The sequence below is a fragment of the Rhodococcus sp. C-2 genome (assembly GCF_027854095.1).
In the GTDB taxonomy this organism is placed as follows: domain Bacteria; phylum Actinomycetota; class Actinomycetes; order Mycobacteriales; family Mycobacteriaceae; genus Rhodococcus_F; species Rhodococcus_F qingshengii.
In genome coordinates, this window is record NZ_JAQGFI010000001.1 from 701552 (window position 1) to 723633 (window position 22082).

The 22082-nt window shown below is 63.0% G+C and carries 21 protein-coding genes; 10 read left to right on the forward strand and 11 right to left on the reverse strand.

Annotated elements, in window-relative coordinates; genetic code table 11:
* Positions 1-21: 21 nt before the first annotated feature.
* The 3 genes from PCS43_RS03120 to mqo form a co-directional block, all read right to left on the reverse strand.
* Positions 22-1971, reverse strand: a complete 1950-nt coding sequence (locus PCS43_RS03120) for a magnesium chelatase subunit D family protein (RefSeq protein WP_241199154.1) — start codon at positions 1969-1971, stop codon at positions 22-24.
* A gap of 224 nt (positions 1972-2195) precedes the next feature.
* A complete protein-coding gene (locus PCS43_RS03125) occupies positions 2196-2672 on the reverse strand; it encodes a GNAT family N-acetyltransferase (protein WP_003942808.1) in 477 nt (158 codons plus the stop codon).
* 11 nt (positions 2673-2683) lie between these two features.
* Positions 2684-4222: a malate dehydrogenase (quinone) gene (gene mqo, locus PCS43_RS03130; RefSeq protein WP_003942820.1), complete on the reverse strand. Its 1539-nt coding sequence runs from the start codon at positions 4220-4222 to the stop codon at positions 2684-2686.
* 146 nt (positions 4223-4368) lie between these two features.
* Between mqo and PCS43_RS03135 the strand changes: the two genes are divergently transcribed.
* Together PCS43_RS03135 and mtr are read left to right on the forward strand one after the other, a co-directional pair.
* Positions 4369-5418 (forward strand): alpha/beta hydrolase, encoded by a 1050-nt coding sequence (locus tag PCS43_RS03135; RefSeq protein ID WP_209908353.1) that lies wholly within the window; start codon positions 4369-4371, stop codon positions 5416-5418.
* Entirely contained in the window at positions 5415-6791 is a 1377-nt protein-coding gene (gene mtr / locus PCS43_RS03140) for a mycothione reductase (protein WP_209908351.1), read from the forward strand. The genes PCS43_RS03135 and mtr overlap by 4 nt, the downstream gene beginning before the upstream one ends.
* A 77-nt stretch (positions 6792-6868) precedes the next feature.
* Here mtr and PCS43_RS03145 read toward each other — a convergent pair whose 3' ends face one another.
* Positions 6869-7414: an alpha/beta fold hydrolase gene (locus PCS43_RS03145; RefSeq protein ID WP_065352922.1), complete on the reverse strand. Its 546-nt coding sequence runs from the start codon at positions 7412-7414 to the stop codon at positions 6869-6871.
* 256 nt (positions 7415-7670) lie between these two features.
* The gene (locus PCS43_RS03150) at positions 7671-8669 is read right to left on the reverse strand and encodes a poly(ethylene terephthalate) hydrolase family protein (protein WP_143173043.1); all 999 of its coding nucleotides are present in this window, start codon (positions 8667-8669) and stop codon (positions 7671-7673) included.
* Positions 8670-8893: 224 nt separating this feature from the next.
* Here PCS43_RS03150 and PCS43_RS03155 point away from each other — a divergent pair, with 224 nt between their 5' ends.
* Genes PCS43_RS03155 through PCS43_RS03170 form a run of 4 tightly spaced genes read left to right on the forward strand, consistent with a single transcriptional unit; the run spans position 8894 to position 14172 of the window.
* Entirely contained in the window at positions 8894-11335 is a 2442-nt protein-coding gene (locus PCS43_RS03155) for a beta-glucosidase family protein (RefSeq protein WP_270922994.1), read from the forward strand.
* Positions 11332-12891, forward strand: a complete 1560-nt coding sequence (locus PCS43_RS03160; RefSeq protein WP_209908349.1) for an LVIVD repeat-containing protein — start codon at positions 11332-11334, stop codon at positions 12889-12891. The genes PCS43_RS03155 and PCS43_RS03160 overlap by 4 nt, the downstream gene beginning before the upstream one ends.
* Positions 12888-13532, forward strand: a complete 645-nt coding sequence (locus PCS43_RS03165) for a DUF305 domain-containing protein (RefSeq protein ID WP_042450766.1) — start codon at positions 12888-12890, stop codon at positions 13530-13532. Before PCS43_RS03160 ends, PCS43_RS03165 begins: the two co-directional genes overlap by 4 nt.
* Before the next feature lie 28 nt (positions 13533-13560).
* Positions 13561-14172, forward strand: coding sequence for a TetR/AcrR family transcriptional regulator (locus tag PCS43_RS03170; protein ID WP_042450768.1), 612 nt, complete (start codon positions 13561-13563; stop codon positions 14170-14172).
* Positions 14173-14198: 26 nt separating this feature from the next.
* On the opposite strand, the gene PCS43_RS03175 is transcribed toward PCS43_RS03170, so the two are convergent.
* A complete protein-coding gene (locus PCS43_RS03175; RefSeq protein WP_223257887.1) occupies positions 14199-14903 on the reverse strand; it encodes a TetR/AcrR family transcriptional regulator in 705 nt (234 codons plus the stop codon).
* Positions 14904-14930: 27 nt separating this feature from the next.
* Here PCS43_RS03175 and PCS43_RS03180 point away from each other — a divergent pair, with 27 nt between their 5' ends.
* Together PCS43_RS03180 and PCS43_RS03185 are read left to right on the forward strand one after the other, a co-directional pair.
* On the forward strand, positions 14931-16076 hold the full coding sequence (locus PCS43_RS03180) for a hypothetical protein (RefSeq protein WP_073512276.1): 1146 nt from the start codon (positions 14931-14933) through the stop codon (positions 16074-16076).
* Positions 16069-17100, forward strand: coding sequence for a phosphotransferase family protein (locus PCS43_RS03185; RefSeq protein ID WP_042450770.1), 1032 nt, complete (start codon positions 16069-16071; stop codon positions 17098-17100). The genes PCS43_RS03180 and PCS43_RS03185 overlap by 8 nt, the downstream gene beginning before the upstream one ends.
* Before the next feature lie 34 nt (positions 17101-17134).
* Here the strand turns inward: PCS43_RS03185 and PCS43_RS03190 are convergent, their stop codons facing one another.
* The 3 genes from PCS43_RS03190 to PCS43_RS03200 are packed head-to-tail and all read right to left on the reverse strand — an operon-like array spanning position 17135 to position 19066.
* Positions 17135-17941 carry an enoyl-CoA hydratase/isomerase family protein gene (locus PCS43_RS03190; RefSeq protein WP_073512278.1) on the reverse strand — a complete coding sequence of 269 codons (807 nt, stop codon included), beginning with the start codon at positions 17939-17941 and terminating at the stop codon, positions 17135-17137.
* Positions 17938-18555 carry a TetR/AcrR family transcriptional regulator gene (locus tag PCS43_RS03195; protein WP_231783306.1) on the reverse strand — a complete coding sequence of 206 codons (618 nt, stop codon included), beginning with the start codon at positions 18553-18555 and terminating at the stop codon, positions 17938-17940. The genes PCS43_RS03190 and PCS43_RS03195 overlap by 4 nt, the downstream gene beginning before the upstream one ends.
* A 49-nt stretch (positions 18556-18604) precedes the next feature.
* Positions 18605-19066, reverse strand: a complete 462-nt coding sequence (locus PCS43_RS03200; RefSeq protein ID WP_030535630.1) for a PPOX class F420-dependent oxidoreductase — start codon at positions 19064-19066, stop codon at positions 18605-18607.
* A 121-nt stretch (positions 19067-19187) separates the two neighbouring features.
* Here PCS43_RS03200 and PCS43_RS03205 point away from each other — a divergent pair, with 121 nt between their 5' ends.
* Positions 19188-20057: a PhzF family phenazine biosynthesis protein gene (locus PCS43_RS03205; protein WP_245361432.1), complete on the forward strand. Its 870-nt coding sequence runs from the start codon at positions 19188-19190 to the stop codon at positions 20055-20057.
* 88 nt (positions 20058-20145) lie between these two features.
* On the forward strand, positions 20146-20571 hold the full coding sequence (locus PCS43_RS03210) for a DUF6069 family protein (RefSeq protein WP_054188580.1): 426 nt from the start codon (positions 20146-20148) through the stop codon (positions 20569-20571).
* On the opposite strand, the gene PCS43_RS03215 is transcribed toward PCS43_RS03210, so the two are convergent.
* Entirely contained in the window at positions 20568-21401 is an 834-nt protein-coding gene (locus PCS43_RS03215; RefSeq protein ID WP_003942693.1) for a GAF and ANTAR domain-containing protein, read from the reverse strand. The two genes, PCS43_RS03210 and PCS43_RS03215, sit on opposite strands and share 4 nt — an antisense overlap.
* A gap of 76 nt (positions 21402-21477) precedes the next feature.
* On the reverse strand, positions 21478-22047 hold the full coding sequence (locus PCS43_RS03220; RefSeq protein ID WP_064688758.1) for an RNA polymerase sigma factor: 570 nt from the start codon (positions 22045-22047) through the stop codon (positions 21478-21480).
* Positions 22048-22082: the final 35 nt, after the last annotated feature.

A 22082-nucleotide genomic window follows, 5' to 3' on the forward strand; every position in this document is an offset into this window, starting at 1 on the left:
CGTGAACTCCTGAGCTGGGATCTAGGCTGCGGCGCGGACGACACCCGCGACCTGCTGCGCTGACAATTCGGCGAGGCGGACGTATCCGCCACGTAGTTCTCGCGCCAACTCGGCCGCCAGCCCCAGACGCACGAGGCCGGTCTCGCAGTCGACGACGATGGACGCGACGGACGCGTCGGCGAGAAGATGCGCGGCGACGCGGGCGCGGTGCAGCGCGTCCTTGCCGCCGGTAGCCCGGCCGTCGGTGAGTGTGACGACGAGGGCGCGACGCTGCGGGTCACGAAGTCGTTCACGCAGAACCACTTCGCGAGCACGCAGGAATCCCTCTGCGAGTGGGGATTTGCCGCCGGTACGCATCGACTGCAAGCGACGGACAGCGATGTCCACCGAAGATGTCGGCGGCAGTACGAGCTCCGCTTCACGACCACGGACAGTGATGACGGCGACCTTGTCGCGGCGCTGATAGGCGTCGCGGAGCAACGAGACAACCGCACCGGTGACCGCGGAGAGGCGGTCGCGTGCTGCCATCGACCCCGACGCGTCGACAACGAAGACGATCAGATTGCCTTCTCGCCCTTCACGTATCGCGCCGCGGAGGTCAGCCGGTGCCAGCCGCAACCGTCCAGCAGTGCGACCACGGGCAACTTGAGACTCGGCTGCGGCAAAGACCGTGCTCGTCAGATGCAATCCGTGCCCACGCTCCCGCGTGGACCGCACAACTCGTCCACGGGACGACATGGACCGCGAGCGTCGTCCCGGTGCACCTTCACCGACTCCCGGAACTTCGAGGAGCTTGGCCTTGAATTCGCCGGCCGGTGGCGCCGAGGGACGATCGGTGGCGCGTACTCCCCCACCAGGTCCGTCTGGGTCGTCCGGGCCGTCGTCATCAGGCCCGTCGTCGTCCGGCCCTTCGTCTCCGGGACCGCCGTCATCTTCCGGGCCACGGTCTTCGTGATTTTCGGGAGGTTCGGGCTCTCCGTCGCGCGCGTCGTCCTCTACCTGCGACTGAGCATCCTGATCGGCCTGCTCGAGCGCATCGTCCAACTGCTGCTGATCCAAGCCGGGCTCGTCGAACGGATCGCGGCGGCGGCGATGCGGCAGCGTCAGTTCCGCCGCTACTCGTACGTCCTCCGCAGTGACTTCACTGTCGCCGCGCCAGGCAGCGTGGGCCGTCGCGGTGCGCGCCAGCACCAAGTCCGCGCGCATACCGTCGACGTCGAACGACGCACACAGCGAGGCGATACGACGCAGTTCGCGGTTACTCAGCTCGACCGAGTCCAATTTCTCACGCGCCGTGAGGATTTCGGACGCCAACTCCTCATCGGCGGATACGTACCGAGCGACAAATGCCTCGGGGTCACGCTCGTAGTCGAGTCGGCGACGCACCACTTCCATGCGAATGTCGACGTCGCGGGACGCGGCGACGTCGACAGCCAGACCGAAACGGTCCAGAAGTTGCGGACGCAGTTCTCCCTCTTCGGGATTCATCGTGCCGACGAGTACGAACTTGGCCGGATGCGAATGGGAGATGCCGTCACGCTCGATGTGAACCCGGCCCATCGCCGCGGCGTCGAGAAGCACGTCGACCAGGTGGTCGTGAAGCAGATTCACCTCGTCGACGTACAGAACACCCTGGTGAGCGGCGGCGAGCAGTCCAGGTTGGAATGCGCGCTCACCGTCACGCAGAACCTTCTCCAAGTCGATCGAACCGATCACCCGGTCTTCGGTGGCGCCCACGGGCAGTTCGACCAAGCGGGCCGGTCGTGTCGTTCCGGCGTCGTCGACCGCGGGCAGCAGCGCAGTCAGCGCGCGCACGACCGTCGACTTGGCAGTTCCCTTCTCACCGCGGACCAGGACCCCGCCGATCCCTGGATGCACCGCACACAGGATCAGCGCCAATCGCAATTGATCCTGGCCGACCACAGCACTGAACGGGAAGCCCGCCACTGGTCGATCTTCTTCACTTCGCACGTCGATATCCCTCCACCTCTCGGTTTCCTCGCCGAGAATTTGGCTGCACTCGAATGTCGCGGCAACCTGGCTGAGATCTCCCGGTCTATCGGTAGAGGAGAGATCTTTCACAGTGGCGGGACCGCGCCTGGATCGAACAGGACTTCCCCGCGAACATTCGGTATCGAAAAAACCCTAGTCGGCTCGCTTTCCCACGAGCCGACCAGGGTCAATTCTCCGACAAACTAACTGACGGCCACGAAAGGCTCTCCCCCACCACGACGCATCGGGGTGTGCGGGATGCCGTCTTCGATGAACTCTTCGCCGTCAGCCTTGAATCCGTGCTTGGCGTACATCTCGACCAAGTAGGTCTGGGCGTTGATCCGACACGGCGCTTCGCCGACCTCGGCAAGTGCGGCCTGCAGGAGGCGGGTCGTGTGGCCCTGGCCGCGAGCCTGACGCGACGTGCAGAGGCGTCCGATTCGGAAGCTCTTGTTTCCGTCGTCGTGCTCTTCGAGCAGCCGGAGCGTGCACACCACCTGGCCGTCCTGCTCGAGCCAGAAGTGGCGTGTTTCCGTCAGCAGGTCCCGCCCGTCCAACTCGGGATACGGGCAAGCCTGCTCGACGACAAAGACCTCCACTCGAAGCTTCAACAACTCGTAGAACGTCTTGTTGTCGAGATCGAGTGCCCATGAACGCTTCAAAGCTGCTGTTGCCGTCATGGGTTGGACTATCACACAGTCGCGGCGGTATCCGCGACCGGAGCCGATTCGGAAGCACCGGCGGAATCGAGCTCGAGAACCTTCGAGGACCAATCCCAGACCTGGTTGAACAGGCCTTCGTTGTCGGTGAGCTTGACGCCGATGGACGGAACCATCTCGCGGAGCTTGCCCTTCCAACCCTGGAACTCGGTCGGGAAGCAGCGCTCGAGTACGTCCAGCATCGCCGGGACGGCCGTGGACGCACCGGGCGAAGCACCGAGCAGACCGGCGATGGAACCGTCCTCAGCGGCGACCACAGCGGTACCGAATTCGAGGACACCACCCTTGCCCTTGGCGCGGCGGATCACCTGGACGCGCTGGCCCGCGGTGATGAGTTCCCAGTCCTGGGCCTGCGCCTTGGGCGCGAACTCACGCAGATCCCAGATGCGACCGGCTTCGTTCTTGGCAAGCTCGCTGACCAGGTACTTGACCAGGCCGAGCTCGCTGACACCGACACCGAGCATCGAGAGGATGTTGTTCGGCTTGACCGAGCCGGGCAGGTCGGTGACGCGACCCTGCTTGAGGAACTTCGGCGACCAACCAGCGTAGGGACCGAACAGCAGACCCGGCTTGTTGCCGATGACACGGGTGTCCAGGTGAGGCACCGACATGGGCGGGGCGCCGACGGCAGCCTTGCCGTAGACCTTGGCGCTGTGCTGGTCGATGAGTTCGGGGTTGGTGCATCGCAGGAACGCACCGCTGACCGGGAAGCCACCGAAGCCCTTGGCTTCCTTGATGCCCGACTTCTGCAGCAGGTGCAGGGCGCCGCCACCGGCACCGACGAACACGAAGCGCGAGCGAACGGTGCGCTTTTCACCGGTGCGACGGTTGGTGACCTTGACGGTCCAGGACTTGTCCGAGTTCTGGGTCAGGTTGGTGACCTCGTGGCCGAAGTACATCTTGCCGCCGGTCTTGCCGATGTAGCCGATGAGCTGCTTGGTGAGCGCTCCGAAATCGACGTCGGTGCCGTCCTGGCTCCAGTTCAGGGCGATGGGATCGGAGAAGTCGCGTCCCTTGGCCATGAGCGGCAAACGCTTGCTGAACTCGGCCGGATCGTCGATGTACTCCATACCGCGGAAGAGCGTGTGGCCGGCAAGTGCGTCGTAACGAGCACGGAGGTACTTGGCGTTGGCCTCACCGTGAACGAAGCTCACGTGCGCGATGGGGTTGATGAATTCCTTGGGCTGTGTCAGGACGCCCTGCTCTACCGCGTGTGCCCAGAACTGGCGTGACACCTGGAACTGCTCGTTGACGTTGACGGCCTTCTTGATGTCGACCGTGCCGTCCGAGTTCTCAGGTGTGTAATTGAGCTCACACAGGGCTGAGTGACCGGTTCCCGCGTTGTTCCAGGGGTCGCTGCTCTCGGCTGCGACGGCATCGAGCCGCTCGAAGGTCGAGATCGACCAATCGGGCTGCAGCTGGCGCAGCAATGCACCCAGCGTGGCGCTCATGATGCCTGCGCCCACGAGCACTACATCCGTCTTCGTCTCTACCGCGTTCTGATTCGACACTGGAGAATCGACTTCCTTGTCATTAGCCGTGCGCGCATCCGCCTGCTGTGTTACGCCGAATAGGTTACCCGTGCGTACACGCGCGGTTCACCACCCCCAATTGTGCTCTACAACGCGCACTCGAAACGACGATTAGATTGTGATTTGTGACTACTTGGGTTCCAGACGTCCTCGGTGACGGATATCAGCAGCTGACGATCCCGCTCGGAACGGATCCGGACGGCGAAGGCGAGGTGGACGCAACACTGGTCCGCTACCAACCGCAGAAGGAGGCGGTGAAGACACACCGTGCCGTTTTGTACGTGCACGGCTTCACCGATTACTTCTTCCAGAAGCACCTCGCCGAGCACTTTGCCGAGCAGGGTTACGCCTTCTTCGCACTCGACCTGCGTAAGTGCGGCCGCTCCCTCAAACCGGGGCACACAGCTCATTACGTCTCCGACCTTGCGCTCTACGACGCCGAACTGAACGAAGCGCTGCGCATCGTCCGCAGCGAGACCGAGGGCAGCGAGGTGCTGCTCATGGCGCACTCCACCGGCGGTCTGATCGTTCCGCTCTGGCTGAACCGTTTGCAGCGCAAGCCCGGTGGCAGCGACGGCGCCGGAATCTGCGGGCTGGTACTCAACAGCCCCTGGTTCGACCTTCAGGGTCCCTCAGTGGTGCGCAACGTCGGTACTACGGCGATCGATGCGCTCGGACGGGTATCGGCGAAGACGGTGATCCCGGGAACTGGGATACCGACTTACGGTTCCAGTCTTCATGTTTCGGCCAACGGCGTCTGGGATTACAACCTCGACTGGAAGCCACTGGCAGGCTGCCCCGTTACCTTCGGCTGGATGCGGGCCGTCCGAGCGGGTCACGCAAAACTTCACCGCGGCCTAGACATCGGAGTGCCCGCGCTGATTCTGCGCTCGAAGAAGTCGCAGTTCGCGAAGGCGTACAACCCGAGCGTCGACCTCGCCGATTCCGTGCTCGACGTCAAGCAGATCGCACGTTGGGCCGGTTGCCTCGGCGATCGCACCACCATCGTCCCGATCGACGGCGCCCGTCACGACGTGTTCCTTTCGACCGAGAAGCCCTTGGCCACAGCCTTTTCCGAACTCGACCTGTGGTTGGAGTGGCTCGACGGCCACCTCACCCCGGCCGCAGAAAGTTCGGCAAGCACAGCAAGCAACACACAGGAGATCGCGCAGTGACGCACTACGACCTTGCAATCATCGGCAGCGGATCCGGAAACTCGCTGCCCGACGAGCGGTTCGACGGCAAGAAGATCGCAATCCTCGAAGAGGGCACCTTCGGCGGAACGTGCCTCAATGTCGGGTGTATCCCGACCAAGATGTTCGTCTACGCCGCCGAGGTGGCACGCACCGTCACCACTGCCGAGAAGTACGGCGTCGACGCCACGCTCGACGGCGTTCGTTGGTCCGACATCGTCAAGCGCGTCTTCGGCCGCATCGATCCCATTTCTGCAGGTGGTGAGCGGTACCGCAGCGAAGACAGTCCCAACACCACCGTCTACCGCGGCCACGCCACGTTCACCGGCGACAAGACGATCGACACCGGAACCGGCGAGACGATCACCGCCGACCAGGTGGTCATCGCTGCCGGTTCGCGTCCGATCATCCCGGAAGAGATCGCGTCGAGCGGTGTGAAGTACTACACCAACGAAGACATCATGCGACTGCCCGAACTTCCCGAGCACCTCGTGATCGTCGGCTCAGGATTCATTGCCACCGAGTTCGCACACGTGTTCTCCGCGTTGGGTTCTCGCGTGTCGATCATCGGTCGCAGCCAGCGACTGCTGCGGCACCTCGACGACGAGATCTCCGAGCGCTTCACCGAGTTGGCCGAACAGAAGTGGGACGTCCATCTGGGCTCCCCCCTCACGTCGGTACGCGGCGACGGCGACAACATCGCCGTCGAACTGGCAAACGGCACAGTCGTTTCCGGTGACGTTCTCCTCGTCGCGGTCGGTCGTCAGCCGAACGGTGACCTACTCGGTCTCGACAAGGCGGGCGTCGAACTCGACGACAAGGGCTCGATCGTGGTCGACGAGTACCAACGCACCACCGCAGAGGGCGTCTTCGCACTCGGTGACGTCTCCTCGCCGTACCAGCTCAAGCACGTCGCCAACCATGAAGCGCGCGTTGTTCAGCACAACCTGCTCCAGGACGCGTGGAAGGACACGTCCGGGCTTCGCAGCACCGATCACCGCTTCGTACCGGCAGCCGTGTTCACCGACCCGCAGATCGCCGACGTCGGAATGACGGAGAAGCAGGCTCGCGACGCCGGGCTCGACATCACCGTCAAGGTGCAGGCTTACGGCGACGTCGCGTACGGCTGGGCGATGGAGGATCAGGAGGGCATCTGCAAGGTGATCGCCGAGCGCGGCACCGGACGCATCCTCGGCGCCCACGTCATGGGTACGCAGGCTCCGACCGTCATCCAGCCGCTCATTCAGGCGATGAGCTTCGGTTTGTCAGCTCAGGACATGGCGCGCGGCCAGTACTGGATCCACCCGGCCCTGGCCGAAGTGGTCGAGAACGCGCTGCTCGGCCTCGACATCTGAGCCCCGCCGCCCCAATGACGCCGAAAAGGCGGGCACTCCTCGCAATGGGAATGCCCGCCTTTTCGTAGGTCAGAGTTTCACCAGGGGCTGGTACGCAGCACGATCTCGGTTGCGAGTTCGGCCGGTGCCGACTTCACGACGTCGTCGACACCCGGAAGTTCCGTCACGCGGAAGTCGGAGTACACGAAACGACCGCTGGCGTCGGCGATGGCCCGACCTCCACTGCCCACGACTACGGTGGTCGGAACCTCGACCGGCGGAACGCCGGCAACATCGCTGGCCGACGGATGTCCACGGTCCACGGCGATCAAACTCGCGAAGCGGCCGAACTGACGTGCAGCCAACAGCCACGCGAGATCGGCGCCCTCCCGGTGACCGACCAGATTCACCCAGGCGATGTTCAACTCGTCCAGAAGTACCACTGCCGAGGTCTCGTCGAGATTCTCGATCGATTCCACCGCGACGGTCCGCAGGTCCGAATGATGCAGTCGCTCACACACATCGTCGTACAAGTCGACGGGGTCGCCCTTGCCCGGGAGCAGGAGTACCGCATGCTTGCTGACCGGCCCGTCGATCCGAACGGTGCACGAACCACTGCCCACCGCTACTCGAGTCAATTCCATGTCTGGAAACGGTACGCGATCCACACAGTGGAGGACCCTGGAGTCGACAGAAGTATGACCACTCATACATTCACGCGCCGCTGCGGGCCCGATTTGTTCGCTCTGTACCGCCTCCACTCGGAGCGAAAGTGGCTTTCGGCGCATCTGAGGCGACGGACGTACCGTTCGCTCGGGTTGCGGGGTTGGAGGTCGGGCGGTCGGGCTCAGGCCTCGGTACAGGCACGGGCACAGGCACAGGCACCCGCCGTGCATTACCTCAGCTCGTGATGTTGCTCGCCTGGTTACTCCACCCCGGGAGTCCGAACAGCTCACCGGAACCGGAAACGAAGGCACTGTGCGCATGCTCATCGCCGCGGAGTTTGTCCATGTTCCATGCCGTGAGAACACCCAGGAACCCTCGCACACCGTCGACGCAACCCGGATCGTTTGCCGGGCAGCCAGGTTGCCCCTGAATGTCGTTGTGGTTGGGACCGTTCAACGTCGCGCGCACCTTCTGCACGGAGTCCGGCGTGGCCCCGAAATAGCCTTCCGCGGATTGGGCTCCGATCAGGTCCCAGGGCAACGGCTGAGTCGACTGCGAAATCGGGCTGTTGGAGCCGTTCACATACAGAACGGAACCCGTTGTCAGCGCCCGCGGGTCGGTGCAGATGTTCATCGCCGGATCCGGCTTGGGCAGGCTGCACATGTATTGACCCGGAAGCTCGATGGGGACAGCGGTCTTCAGGTCGTCACCGGGACTGATGGCCGCATTGAGGGCGCCGACCGCTCCCTGGGAGTGCCCCATCGCGCCGACATTGCCGGTGTCCAAACTCTGGTAGAAGATGCTCGACGGATCACTGTTCTGTAGTCGGAGGAAGTCCACGGCCTGCAGCATTTCCTGGCCTGAGCCCGTATTGGTGTTGTCGGCCGCGATCACCACGAAGCCCCACGACGCCAGGTGAGAAAGCAGATAGTCGTATTGCGATGGATGCGCCCACGTTCCGTCACCCCACGTGATGATCGGATGACGGTCCCCGTTTGTACCGAGATCGGTCGGGTACCAGACGTCGAACTTGTTTCCGGCGGAATCGCAGCAACCGAACCCCTGCTGACTGGTCACCTCCCACGGCCCGCGCTCGGAGTACGTGGCGTCGACGGTTACGCCGGTCTCGACGGGCTCGCTCGTTCCACCCGCCTGCGCTGTCGCGCCCGATCCCAGCACGATCATCGTTGCCGCTGCGAGGAGCACGACACCTTTGCCCATCAGACTTTTCATGAGGTGCACCTTAACCAGGGAACCTAATATAGATTAGGTTTTGTTACCTAACTGTTATGATGGCGAATTGCCCTGCCGCATAGACGTCTTCGTGAAACGTTTCCTACAAACTCTAACAATATAACATTTTAGTAACATTACCTACCATCTGAAAGGCGCGATGGCACCATCACCACCCATCGGACGGTTCACCCGACATGCGCCCCATGGTGAAGGAGTACACAGTGCACGAGGAATCAACACTCGAGGCGGTCGAATCAGCGCTCGCAAAGCTCGATCTGGATGCAAAGGCGAAGTTGCTCCAAGGTCAGGACATGTGGACTCTGCCGGCCCTCCCTGATATCGGGCTCGGTTCACTGGTGATGTCAGACGGGCCAGTGGGTGTACGCGGAGTGTTCTGGGGGCCGGACGATCCATCGATTCTGCTGCCTTCGCCCACCGCCATGGCCGCGACGTGGGATCCTGACCTCATCGAGCGCGCCGGCGCACTGCTTGCGCAGGAAGCCCGGCGCAAGGGCGTGCACCTGCTGCTCGCACCCACCGTGAACATGCACCGCACGCCCGTCGGTGGTCGGCACTTCGAGGCCTATTCCGAGGACCCTTTGCTCACCGGCGCAATCGGTTCCGGTTATGTCCGCGGGGTGCAGTCCGGTGGCGTCGGCGCCACCGTCAAGCATTTTGTTGCCAATGACGCCGAGACCGACCGTATGTCCGTCGACAACATCGTTTCCCAGAACGCGCTCCGGGAGATCTACCTCGCGCCCTTCGAGGACATCGTCAAGAACTCCTGCCCCTGGGCAATTATGTCCGCATACAACAGCGTCAACGGCACCACCATGAGCGAGCACAACGAACTTCTCAACGGAGTGCTGCGCGGCGAGTGGGGATTTGACGGTTGTGTGGTCTCCGACTGGATGGGAACTCGCTCGACCCTGGGCGCCATTCTAGGTGGCCTCGACATCGCGATGCCCGGCCCGCGCTCCGTCTACGGAGAGCTTCTGGCCGAGGCGGTCAGAAACGAGGAGGTCGACGAGTCGGTAGTCGACGACGCAGTGCGTCGTGTTCTGCTGCTCGCGGCGCGCGCGGGACTTCTCGACGACGCAGATCCTGCCGTGACCGAATTTCCCGCACCGGTGGACGGGCGCGCACTTGCGCACGAGATCGCCGGTCGTTCCTTTGTACTGACCCGCAATGCTCCCATCGGCGGTGAGGCGATCCTGCCGATCGATCCGAGCACTACCACCGTGGCACTGATCGGACTGGCCGCCCGCGATGCCCGCGTCCTCGGCGGCGGTTCCGCCATGGTCTTCCCCGAGTCGGTCGTGTCCCCTCTCGACGGACTGACGGCAGCGCTACCCGAGGGCGCGCTCACCTACAGCATCGGCGCGGCGTTGACCGACCAGATGGGTGCTGCCGACCGAGGATTCGAGCTACGCGCCCGGTGCTACGACGCCGACGGAACGCTGCTTCGAGAAATCGACCCGCCCAACGGGATGATCACCTGGATGGGAATCCTCCCGGAAGGTATCGACTTTCAGGCGCTGCACACCATCGAACTCCTCGGCACATTCACACCGAGCGAGAGTGGCGCGCATCGATTCGGCACCAAGGGTCTCGGCGCGTTCACCTTGACTGTCGGCGGTGACACTCTGTTCGACGGCGACCAGCCGTTGGAAAGCTTCGATCCCTTCGAGTTGTTCTTCGGCGCCCCGAAGGACCGCGGCTCAGTCGAACTGACCGCCGGAGAATCCATCGAAATAGCCCTGCAGCACACTCCGACGAAGATGGAGGACTCACCGATCGACATCCTCAGCTTCAGTCTGGGACACCAGGGGCCGCAACGAGATCCGGAAGAGCTGATAGCCGAGGCAGTCGCGGCCGCGAAGGCGGCGGACGTAGCCGTCGTAGTCGTTGCGACCACCGACCAGGTCGAATCGGAGGGTTTCGACCGCAGCACACTGAATCTGCCGGGGCGCCAGGACGAACTGGTCTCACGCGTGGCGACCGCGAACGCACGAACTGTCGTTGTCGTGAACTCGGGTTCACCGGTGGAGATGCCTTGGCGAGGCGACGTCGCGGCGGTACTGCTGAGTTGGTTCCCCGGCCAGGAAGCTGGCGCCGCACTGGCCGATGTCCTGGTCGGGCTGACCGAACCCGGCGGCCGACTGCCGACCACTTGGCCCGCAACACTTTCGGATTGCCCCGTCACGGGCGTGACTCCTGTCGACGGCAAGCTCACCTATTCCGAGGACCTGTTCATAGGTTATCGCGCCTGGGACCGAAGTGACATCGCACCCGCATTCGCGTTCGGGCATGGCCTCGGCTACACCACGTGGGGCTACGAGAGTGTTGAACGGGACGGCGAGACTGTCACTGTTCGCATCCGCAACATCGGGTCGCGACAAGGACGCGAGGTCGTTCAGGTGTACCTTGCTGCCGTCGGCGTCGACCCGTCCCGGCCGAGTCGCGCACTTGCCGGCTTCGCGAGCGTCTCGGCAGACGTCGGTGAAACTGTAACGGCAACAATCACTCTGCCGCGTCGTGCATTCGAGATCTGGGACGAGCAGAGCGGTAACTGGTGCTACCGACCCGGATCCTACGATGTTCACGTCGGCGCCTCGTCGGCCGACTGCAGGCTCGCCCTACGCATCGAGGCGCAAAATTGAAGTCTTCGAGTACCTTTCGTGTCATCGCCGGAGCGGTCGCCTTGGCAGTGCTCTGGCCTGTGGTCAGTTCCGCTGAACCTCGAACAGACACCTCAGGTGTAGTCATCGAGTCGCACGAGGTCAGCCGTAGCGTCGCTGCGTCGGCCGATTGCGGACCGGGATCGCGTCCTGAGACCGGCATCCAGGGCGACGTCCCTGCGGCCGACCGGAACAGCGGACGTAGTACGGAGGGCTACAGCTGCAACCTCTCGTTGACGGGTGGGTTCGCCGGCCGCGGCGCCGGCATCATCTCGGCCGGGTTCGACCACTGCGCATATCTCGGCACCATCTTCCCCGGCAACCTCCTCGGGCCGGCACCAGGCGTGCAAGTCCTCGACGTCTCGGACCCGGCAAACCCGGTTCCCACCGTCAACCTCACCGAACCCGCGATGCTCGCCGGTACCTGGGAAAGTCTCAAGGTCCATCCAGGCCGGAAACTGCTGGTAGGCAACGGGGTGCCGGCACTGACCGGGTCGGGATTGCTCTCCGTGTACGACATCTCCGACTGCGCACATCCGCGGCTTCTCAATCCTGGAGCCGGCACCAACCTGCAGATGCCGCTGCCCATAACATCCCACGAGGGCGGTTTCTCCCCCGACGGCCGCACCTACTGGTCGTCCGGTGTAGCCCCGGGCCTGGTCAGCGCGGTCGACCTAGACGATCCCACCAACCCGCGCGTGATCTGGCAGGGCATGTCCGGTCCGTCATCCCACGGCTTCGGCATCAGCCCTGAAGGCAACCGAATGTACCTGTCGGACAATGCCGGAGGACTCAGAGTCCTGGACACGAGCGCGGTGCAGCGTCGGGACGCGAACCCCCAGGTGCCCGTCCTTGCCCAGATGACGTGGACTGACGGATTGGCCACGCAGCACAGCATCCCGGTGACCTACGACGGCCACCCCTACCTGTTCACCGTCGACGAAGCCGGTTCCGGCGGAGTGAAACTGATCGACGTCGCAGATGACGCGGCCCCTCGGATCGTCGGTGGCATCAAACTCGAGATCAACCTCCCAGAAAATATCGACAGCCAGATCGCTTCGGCCTCAGGCGGATCAGCGTTCGCCTACGACGCGCACTACTGCACCGCGGATCGCCCTGAGAATCCGACGGCTCTGGCATGCGGTTGGGAATCCTCGGGCATCCGGGTTTTCGACGTACGGGATCCGTTCGCCGCCCGGGAGATTGCCTACTTCAATCCGCCCGCGATGACGGGTCGCAACCTCGAACGCTGGAACTCGCCGCACGCGTTGGCGTCGATTCTCGGGTTCCCGATACTCGCCGTGCCTTCCGTGTTGCAGGCAACCCAGAGCGGACAGTTCGATCCCGCCCAAGCTCTGACGCCACGTACCGGCATGCTCACCGGTGGCGACCTGTCCACGGATTGGTGCTTCTCACCGCCGCAGTGGCGTGGCAACGAACTCTGGGTAACCTGCTCCGACAACGGTTTCCTTGCACTGCGTCTCGACAACGACGTATACAGCCCGCCCGCAAACCAGCAGTCGACCATCGGGTCATGACACGATTTGCCGCCGTGCGCGGGATTGCGTTCACGTCGCTTGCCGTGTTGCTGGTGGTGATCGGGGCAGCGATGCGTCCGGTATTCGCACCGGTGACCCCGCCGCTCTCACCACCGGTTCTAAACGCCACTGAGATCGGTTTCATCCAGGACATGGCGGCCCATCACCAACAAGCGATACAAATCGTGCAGCGCCTCGATCCGGGTGCCGAACCCGGCATCGAAGCGCTGGCCCAACAGATTCGCGATACTCAAACGGCGGAGATCGGCATGTTTCTCGGCTGGCTTCGCCTCGCCGAGGCGCCACCGGTCAACCGGCAACCCATGTCGTGGATGACATCGGATTCCGCTGCTCTGCACCAGCATTTAACTCACTCGCCCGGACCCGACACATCGCCGGGGCTCATGCCCGGAATGGCTACGAGGACAGAACTCGACAGTCTCGCATCCGCCCGCGGCCACGACGCGGAAGGAATGTTCCTCCAGTTGATGCATCGCCACCACCTCGGCGGCGTCGAAATGGCACAGGCAGCCGACCAACTGATGGCCGACGGGCCGGTCAAACAAGCAGCGCGCGACATCATGGCGGCTCAGAGTCAAGAGGCGGGACTGATCGCCGTGCTCCTCACCCAGACGCGATGAGATACTCCTCCGTCGCTAGGCTCACTTCATGGCTGAGCGACAACGTGGCGGACGAGCGGTCAAAGCCGAGGCCCGGCGCGAGGCCATCCTCGACGCGACGATGGCCGAGATCGCGGAACGCGGATACCGAGGCACCACACTCGCTGCCGTCGCCGAGCGTGTCGGTCTGACGCAACCCGGACTGCTGCACCACTTTCCCAGTAAGGAGCACCTCCTGATCGGAGTGCTCGAAGCGCGCGACCGGTGGGATGCGGCGGCCCTCCTCGCGACCTCGACGGACGTGCGACTGTCCCACCTCGAACAAATCGTGGAATTCAATGCCGAACGGCCCGGAGTTGTCCAGACCTTTACCGCACTCGCAGCCGAGAGTGCGACCGGGCAACACCCGGCGCGTGAGTTCTTCACCGAGCGTTACGCGTCGGTCCGAGAGGGCATGGCCGCGTTGCTACGTGCGGAACTCGGTGACCGATTGGCCGGTGGGCTAACCCCTGAGGAAGCCGCGCCACTGCTCATCGCGGTGATCGACGGTATCCAAATTCAGTGGCTCTTGGCGCCGGACGAGGTGGATATGCCCGCGGCCTTCCGGAACTTTCTTGCGCTGTTGACGGCGATGACGCAGGCCGAGGCCCCGCCAGCCTGACCGGAGGAAGCGCCTCGGTCAGCCCCTCATTGCCGGCTGATCTCGGTTCCCGTCGACGTAACCAGCAGAACCAATGCGTCCGCAGTGCGCGCGCAGAACGCGTCACCGTCGGCGAGGCCACTCGTGAGGCCCCGCACGATGGTGGTTGCAACGAGAATGTCGAAGGCCACATCGGCCGTCGACACGATTTCCGCGTCGGACCGCTCGGGAAATTCGACACGCACGCGCTCGGCGAGCGCAAGCCGGGCCGGGTCTTCCGATCTCCGAACCAGTTGTTCGTAGGCGCCGTCTTCTTGATGGTAGGCCGACAGCAGGCCGGGAATCGCTGCGCGCGTTGCCGGTTCGGCAACTCTCGCGAGGAACCATCTCGTCCAGGCCTGCATGTCGTCACGCAAATTCGACGTGGTCACCGGTAGCGCCGCATCCTGCATTCCGAAGACCGCATCCTCGATGATGGATTCCTTGGTCGCCCAGCGCCGATAAATTGCGGCAGTGCCCAGTTCGGCCCTTCGCGCGATGGCTGTGATCGTGGTCTTCTGGTAACCCTGCTCCGCCAGCAACTCGCGGGCGGCGGTGAGGATGGCGTCGTCCACCTGCGGATCTCGAGGGCGCCCGACTCCGACGGTGCCGATGCGTCGATCTTTGCGTTCGTCCACAACTGCGGACAGTACCCGACCGGTTTCGCCGAAAACCATTACGTTGCGTAGCGCTCCGTAATAGATTGTGAACACCCCACTCCGTCGACACAAGGACCGACTGTGATCACACCGCACGACGAACTACTCATTCATCAACTCCCGACGACACTCGACCACGTCTCCCAAAGTGACCTGCGCTGGACCGAACGCATCGTGATGTACGGCTTCGACAAAACGGGCGAGATCAGCATCATGACGGGACTGGCCAAATACCCGAACCGCAACGTCCTCGACGCCTACGCGATGGTGACGCGCAAGGGTGAGGAAGCCCGCGTGGTGCGCCTGTCCACCGAGTTGAACCCTCAGACCGGAGGACTGGCAGCGTGGAATGTGGGGCCGTACACCTATGAAATCGTCGAACCACTCCGCCAGGTACGTTCCACGGTCGACGCAAACGAACACGGATTGAGCCTGCAACTCGACTTCCACGGCGACTTCCCGGTGTACGAGCAGACGGCAGCGTTCCATCGCACGCGCGGCCGCGTTCGCGAAGACGCCCGACGCTTCTACCAGAACGGCACCATCACGGGTTGGATCGAAATCGACGGCACCCGCATCGACATCGATCCCGACAACTGGTGGTTCGGCCGCGATCACTCGTGGGGCGTACGACACGGCGGTGGCGGCGGCAGTCTGTCCGAGGGCGCGAACCTGCAGCCGTCCGAGGTTCCGGACGGAGTCCTCTATTACATGGGGATATTCCAATTCGACGACGAGGTAGTGCATTTCGCGCAGCGCGAAACCAGTACCGGCGCGCGCTGGCAGTTCGAGGGCGAGGTGCTCTTCCCGATCGGTTCCGGCAAGGACGCGCTACCGATCATCGACGTCGAGCACGACCTGAAATTCCGTGACGACATGCGGGTGGTCGAATCCGGCACTTTCACCGTGCACCGAGCGGACCGGACCACCGACGTGATCGAGGTGAATCCAGTGTGCGATTTCTGGCCCGGACTGGCCGGTTACGACGAGTACCGGGGGTACGCCTCCGGCATGTACCGCGGCAAGGACTTCAGCGACAGCTTCACCGTCGACATCACGAACCTCGATGAAATCCGGCAGGTGAGCATGCTCAGCGAGACGCTGTGCGAGGTCCGCATGGGAGACAAAGTCGGATACGGGCTCGTGGAAATGGTCTTCATGGGCGTGAATCCCCGCTACGGGTACACCGATTGGAGCAACACACGGACAGGTACGAACAATGACTGACCGAACAGCCGCAGAAGACATCGCACCCGCCCTTGAACCACTTGTCCGGGAGCATATTCCGGGTACTCAAGGCGCCAAGATCGTCAATTTCAAGCGCACCGAACGCGGATTCTCGACGGAGACATACCTGTTCGACCTCGATGGCGCCACTGGCGAGTCGAGTGGTTTTGTTTTCCGGCGTCCACCGGAGGTTTCGCTGTTCCCCGATTACGATCTCCGCCGCCAGTTCCTCGTGACACAAAGGCTCGCGAAGTCCGACCTCGCAGTCCCCCACGTTCGGTGGATCGACAGCGGCGACAACCCACTCGGCAGCCCCTATTACGTCATGGACCGCATCGGTAATGCCGAGGCGCCCAGCGACTTTCCGTCGTATCACAGTGCCGGAACCTACTTCGAAGCCGATGAGGCAGGCCGAGCGAAGATGTGGTGGGGATGCGTCGAGACGATTGCGCAGATTCATCGCTTGGACCTGGACAAGCTCGAGCTCGGATTCCTCTCCTACCCCAAGTTCGGCACCCATCCGGTCGAACAGGCGGTAAACTACCTCGACTGGGCCGTTCGTTGGGCATCGCCGGACCTACCGCCGATATTCGACAAAGCACTGGCCTGGCTGAGGGAGAACATCTACCAACCCGAACATGTGACACTGTGCTGGGGCGATGCCCGGATGTCGAACATTCTCTACGGCCCGGACCAGTCGATCGCCGGGGTTCTCGATTGGGAGATGGCCTACCTCGGCGATCACGAGGCCGACCTCGCCTGGCTGTTGTTTCTCGATTGGGCGTGTAGCGAATTCGAGGGACACACACCTTTGCCAGGCACTCCCAGCCGAGAAGAGACCATTGCCCGCTACGAGGAACTGACCGGCTGGAGGGTCGAGAACCTTTTGTTCAACGAGGTACTCGCTGCGGTTCTGCTCGCTGTTCCGCTCCTGCGCCTGTCCACGCATCTCCAACTCGGCGAACATACGGATATCACCGCGTTCTGCAAACATCGTCTCGAACAGTTGCTGCTAGACGCGTAGTCGTCCGCGTGCGATTTTCCGCAAGGCTCCCGAATCATTCCGACGGGATTTCCTGCCACTCGGCGGACAAGCGCGAAACCCACACAGGCGTGCGCCGTTCCATGAATGCACGAACACCTTCCACCGCGTCCGGCTTCCCCATGACGCGTAGATGCAGGTCCGTTTCGATGGCCGCCACCGTCTCTGGTCGACAGCTGCTGCTCTGGCTCTGCCAGAGCAGTCGCTTCGAGAGTGCCACCGACATCGGTGCAGTGTTCGTCGCAATGTCTCGGGCGATCACCAACGCCACCGAAAGCACTTCGTCAGCGGGCAGGCAACGGCTACCCAACCCGAGCGCGATTGCCTCGGCTCCGTCGAACGTCCTTCCAGTCAAAAGGATGTCGGCAGCCACAGCCATTCCGGCGACGCGCGGAACCGTCCAATGCGCCATCGCATCCGGCAACACACCGAGGCGAACCTGCGGAATTGCATACTTGGCGTCAGCTGCAAAGATTCTGATATCGGCCTGCATCGCGATGGTGAGGCCGATTCCGATCGCATGTCCGTTCACCGCTGCGATGACCGGCTTTCGCAACTCGAACGCCGGCGGTTCCACCGGTGATGACGAAAACTGCTCGCCGTCAGGTGAATCGAAGGTGCCGGCGCCGTCGCCAAGATCTGCACCCGCGCAGAATGCTGGTGGCGCACCGGTCAGCACGATCACGCGAACAGAATCGTCTTCGTCGAGCTTTCGGTACGCCTGCCCCAAGTCTCGACCCATGTGCTTGTTGAAGGCATTCCGTTTGTCAGGCCTGTTGAGGGTCACGACGGCAACGCCGCCGTCCACCGAAACCGAGATCATTGCCCCACCGCTTCCGTCCCGACGGCATCGGCCGGATGCGCAGCCAGGACGTACAGAGATCGTGCGAGGGCATCTACAAAGCGGTCCTGACCCTCGAGCCCACGGGTCAACCCCTGCATTGTCGTCGTCCCGGCCAGCAGGTCGAACAAGAACATCGCATCCGCACCTGCCGGGATCTCACCACGCCTCACCGCGTCGTCCAGCAGATCCTGAAAAGCTGCACGAACCGGTGCACCGATAGCCAACAGACGTTGTCGCGCCTCCACCGTCCGCGAATCAGCAAGCAGGCCAGGAACTCCGGCCCGCGCCGCGGGTCGGGCAGCGCGAACCAGGAAGATGTGCACCCACGTCGTCAGATCCACCCGCAAATCACCGGTCGACCGAGGCAACGGATGTCCGCCCGGTCCATGCACTGCTTCTTCGATCAGGGCTTCCCGTGACGGCCAGCGACGGTAGATGGCCGGCGTATTGACACCGGCAGTCCTGGCAATCGCCGAAATGGTCGTCTGCTGGTACCCGACTTCGGCCAGCAGTGTGCGAGCTGCAAGCAGCACAGCCTCGTCCTTGCCTGGGTCGCGTGGTCGTCCGATACGGGCGGGAGACTCGGTTTTCACCATTACATATTAACTCGTAACGTTATCTCCCTACCTGAACGAACGCAGTTCAGGTACCGGACGGTTTGGGGAGCCTCGTCATTCCGTAGACGTGATCAGCGCGCACCGTGAGGATCTGTCGACGCTCCGCAACCATCGCTTCGCGGTACTCCTCCCAATCGGGATGCTCCTGACCGCTGATGTCCCGGTACAGCTCGACCAGGGCGTCCGACACTTCATCGTGAGGATCGGCCGCGACGGGTGTCACCTCGGCAAGTCCTTCGATCACGGCGTAGCTCCAGAAGTCGGGCGCGCTGACGTGAAGGGAAACCCGCGGATCGCGGATCGCATTTTTACTCTTGGCGCGATCAGCTGTGATGGACACGGAAGCCGTCTTCGACTCGACGTCCCAGCGGTAAATGATGTTGGACAACTGTGGGCGGCCGTCACGCTTGACGGTTGCCAACACACCTTGTTTTCCCTCGGCCACGAGTGCGAACAACGCGTCGTCGGTGTCTGTGTCATTGCTCATATCTGCACCAACGACGCCGTGCGGCCGGTTTGTTCCGGAGGCAGTCCAGTTCGAAGATCGCGGACCGCAATCGCGCGATGTCTCTTCCCCCGATGGACGACAGCGGACAAAGATGGTCGACATGGCAACTTCTCACGACATCCTCCGACTGACTGCGTTCAGTTCGGATCCGGCCGGCGGTAATCCCGCCGGCGTGCTGCTCGACGCGCGTGGACTCGACGACTCCGAATTACAATCCGTTGCAGCCGAAGTCGGGTATGCCGAGACGGCGTTCCTCATCGAACCGGAACTCGGAGGCAACCCGCGCCACAGCCGGATCCGGTACTTCTCCCCTATCGCCGAAGTACCGTTCTGCGGTCATGCCACTATTGCGACGGCCATCGCTCTCACCGAGCGAGACGGTGAGGGAACCTTCACATTCGAAACACCGATCGGACCGGTATCCATCGACACGGCGACCGACGAGGACGGAAGGTCCACCGCGACCTTCACCAGCGTCGAACCGTCGGTCTCGCCGATCGATCACGCCGTGCTGACAGCGCTGCTCGGGCTCATCGGCGTCGATTCGTCTGCGCTCGACGCGCGGTATCCCGCAATGCTTTCGTACGCCGGCAACACTCACCCGATCGTCGTACTTCGTGATCAGTCGACATTCGACGAGTTCACCTTCGATCCATCCGCAATGCGAATTCTGATGGACGCGCAGGGGTGGGCCGGCACGGTGACGATCCTGCATCCCCTCGACGACAACACCTTCGAAGCCCGAAATCTGTTTCCGGTGGGAAACATCGTCGAGGATCCCGCAACCGGGTCCGCAGCGGCATCGACCGGCGGTTACCTGCGCAAACTCGAACCCGCGGCCACTCCGCGGCGGATCACCATCCACCAGGGCCGACACGTCGGGCGTCCCAGTGCGCTCGAAGTCGACATCCCAGTCGACGGCGGTATCTCGGTCACCGGCACCGCAGTGCCCGTCGTCGACGGGCAATAGTCAACCTCAGCGATGAGTTTCTCCCCGCCGGCGGGTCTATTCACCAGAGCGACGTCACAAGACCATCGCATCGAGCCGGGAGAACACCATGTCTGCAATCACGTCAACCGCACACAACCTCCACCTCACCAAGCCACGTGCCGTACTCGGCGCCACGGTAATTGCTCTCGTCGTCAATCTGATCCTGTGGTTGATCGGCCTCGCATTGGGCGGATCCTTCGAGATGACAGATCAGGGAAAGCCGGCGAGCGTCGCGCCTGGTGGGGTCATCACATTGACGGTGGTGCCACTGCTGGTCGGTTTGTCGCTCGCAATGTTGATCTCACTGAAGTGGGAGCCGATCATCCGCATCGCCCAGATCGTGGGTGCAGTCGTGGCGCTCGGCACCATCGCTTTGACCATTGCCGCGGACTTCGACGCCGCCAGCACGGTCACGCTCGCGCTGATGCACGTGGTTGTCGCCGCGAGCGTGGTCGTCGCGCTCGAGGCCGTACGTCGGTCTCCGTCGAACTAGACCGCGGTGGGCGGCGCGGAATACGTCTCGACGATCTCGGCTGCCACGTCACGCAACTTGGTGTTCGTGGTCTGAGACTGCCTGCGCAGCATGTGAAATGCGGTGTCGGCGTCGATCCGATGGATGGCCATCAGCATGCCTTTGGCCTGTTCGATCGGCGCCCGAGTCTCGAGCGCGCGCTGCAAGGCGTCAGCTACCGCCTTGGCAGATTTGAAACGGGAGAAGTCTCCGATCGCGCGTGAGACTGTTGTCGTGAGAATCTCCATGACTTCCGCATCGACGCTGTCGAAGGCCGCTGGGGCACGTCCGTACAGGTTGAACGAACCGAGTCGCTGATCCGGCGTGAAGAGCGGCGCCGCGAGAAAGGACTTGATCCCTTCGTCCTTCGCGGCAGCCGCGAACCGCGGCCAGCGTTCTGCGCTGGTCTCGGCATCGACGACTACGGTTTCACCGGTTCGAGCCGCGTGCAGACATGGTCCGTCGCCGGCGTCGTATTGCTCGATGTCGACGCGCAGGGTCCGCGAATCGGTATGAACGGCGGTGTAGGTCTGCCCGGCAAGATCGATGGTGACGCCGATGCTGTCGGCGCCGTCGATGGCGTCGTTCGCGATTTCGACGGCGCGCTGGAGCAGAACCACGAGTTCGTCCTCGTCGCCGATACTTCCCCCGAGCGCTGCCAGCAACTCTCTGACCGCACGTGCCGTCAGCCGAGTTTCCGCAGCCTCGACGGCGACGTCAGCACCCGATGCCGTCGCATCGTCCGGCAGTACCGACGGCACCGAATCCTCGGTTCTCGGGTCGAAGCCTCTGGGGTCGAAAGCGGTATCCACGACGAAGCATTCTTCCAGCTACCCGGGCCGTCAGGAGAGTGAGTTCGGTGACAGAACCCGGCAAACCGCCGAGTCGTCATCGCCATCGGTCGAGCGCGAGACCCAGATTCCGCCTCGCCCGAGTGTGTTGGCCACGAACCGCGTCCGGACTTAGTTCCAGGACAACTGCGATCTGTGGATACGTCATGCCCTCCACTTCCCGCAAGACCCAGGCGGCGCGCTGACGCAGCGGTAGACGATCGAGTTCGGCTTCAAGAGCGTCGAGAAATGCTGTGCCGCAGACTTCTTCGCTCGGATCACGCAAACGGGGATCAGCTTCTTCCCGGAGTTCGTCCAGATCGGCGGCGCAGGAGCCGACTTTTCGATAGAAATCCGAGATCTTGCGAGAACAGATCGCGAACAACCAGGTCTTGGTGCTCGAGCGCCGCTGAAACCCCGGAAGTTGGCGCCACGCAGCGACGCAGGTTTCCTGGACGATGTCGTCGACGTCACTCTCGCTCGCGAGCAGTCGACGGGCAAATCGATACAAGTGCGGGCCGTATCGGCGGACGATGACGTCGAAGGCCGCGTGATCGCCGAGCATTGCCGAGTCGACCAGCACCTCGTCACTGAAGTCGGTCAGCAAGCCGTCGAATTGATCTGTCACCGCGCACACTCCTACTAGGGAGCCGTCGCGGGAGT

Excerpts from the sequence above, each read along its gene's own strand:
- PCS43_RS03125 (WP_003942808.1), bottom strand. The coding sequence starts at position 2,672 with ATGACGGCAACAGCAGCTTTGAAGCGTTCATGGGCACTCGATCTCGAC.
- PCS43_RS03145 (WP_065352922.1), bottom strand. The coding sequence starts at position 7,414 with ATGGAATTGACTCGAGTAGCGGTGGGCAGTGGTTCGTGCACCGTTCGG.
- PCS43_RS03150 (WP_143173043.1), bottom strand. The coding sequence starts at position 8,669 with ATGAAAAGTCTGATGGGCAAAGGTGTCGTGCTCCTCGCAGCGGCAACG.
- PCS43_RS03165 (WP_042450766.1), top strand. The coding sequence starts at position 12,888 with ATGACACGATTTGCCGCCGTGCGCGGGATTGCGTTCACGTCGCTTGCC.
- PCS43_RS03170 (WP_042450768.1), top strand. The coding sequence starts at position 13,561 with ATGGCTGAGCGACAACGTGGCGGACGAGCGGTCAAAGCCGAGGCCCGG.
- PCS43_RS03185 (WP_042450770.1), top strand. The coding sequence starts at position 16,069 with ATGACTGACCGAACAGCCGCAGAAGACATCGCACCCGCCCTTGAACCA.
- PCS43_RS03190 (WP_073512278.1), bottom strand. The coding sequence starts at position 17,941 with ATGATCTCGGTTTCGGTGGACGGCGGCGTTGCCGTCGTGACCCTCAAC.
- PCS43_RS03200 (WP_030535630.1), bottom strand. The coding sequence starts at position 19,066 with ATGAGCAATGACACAGACACCGACGACGCGTTGTTCGCACTCGTGGCC.
- PCS43_RS03205 (WP_245361432.1), top strand. The coding sequence starts at position 19,188 with ATGGCAACTTCTCACGACATCCTCCGACTGACTGCGTTCAGTTCGGAT.
- PCS43_RS03210 (WP_054188580.1), top strand. The coding sequence starts at position 20,146 with ATGTCTGCAATCACGTCAACCGCACACAACCTCCACCTCACCAAGCCA.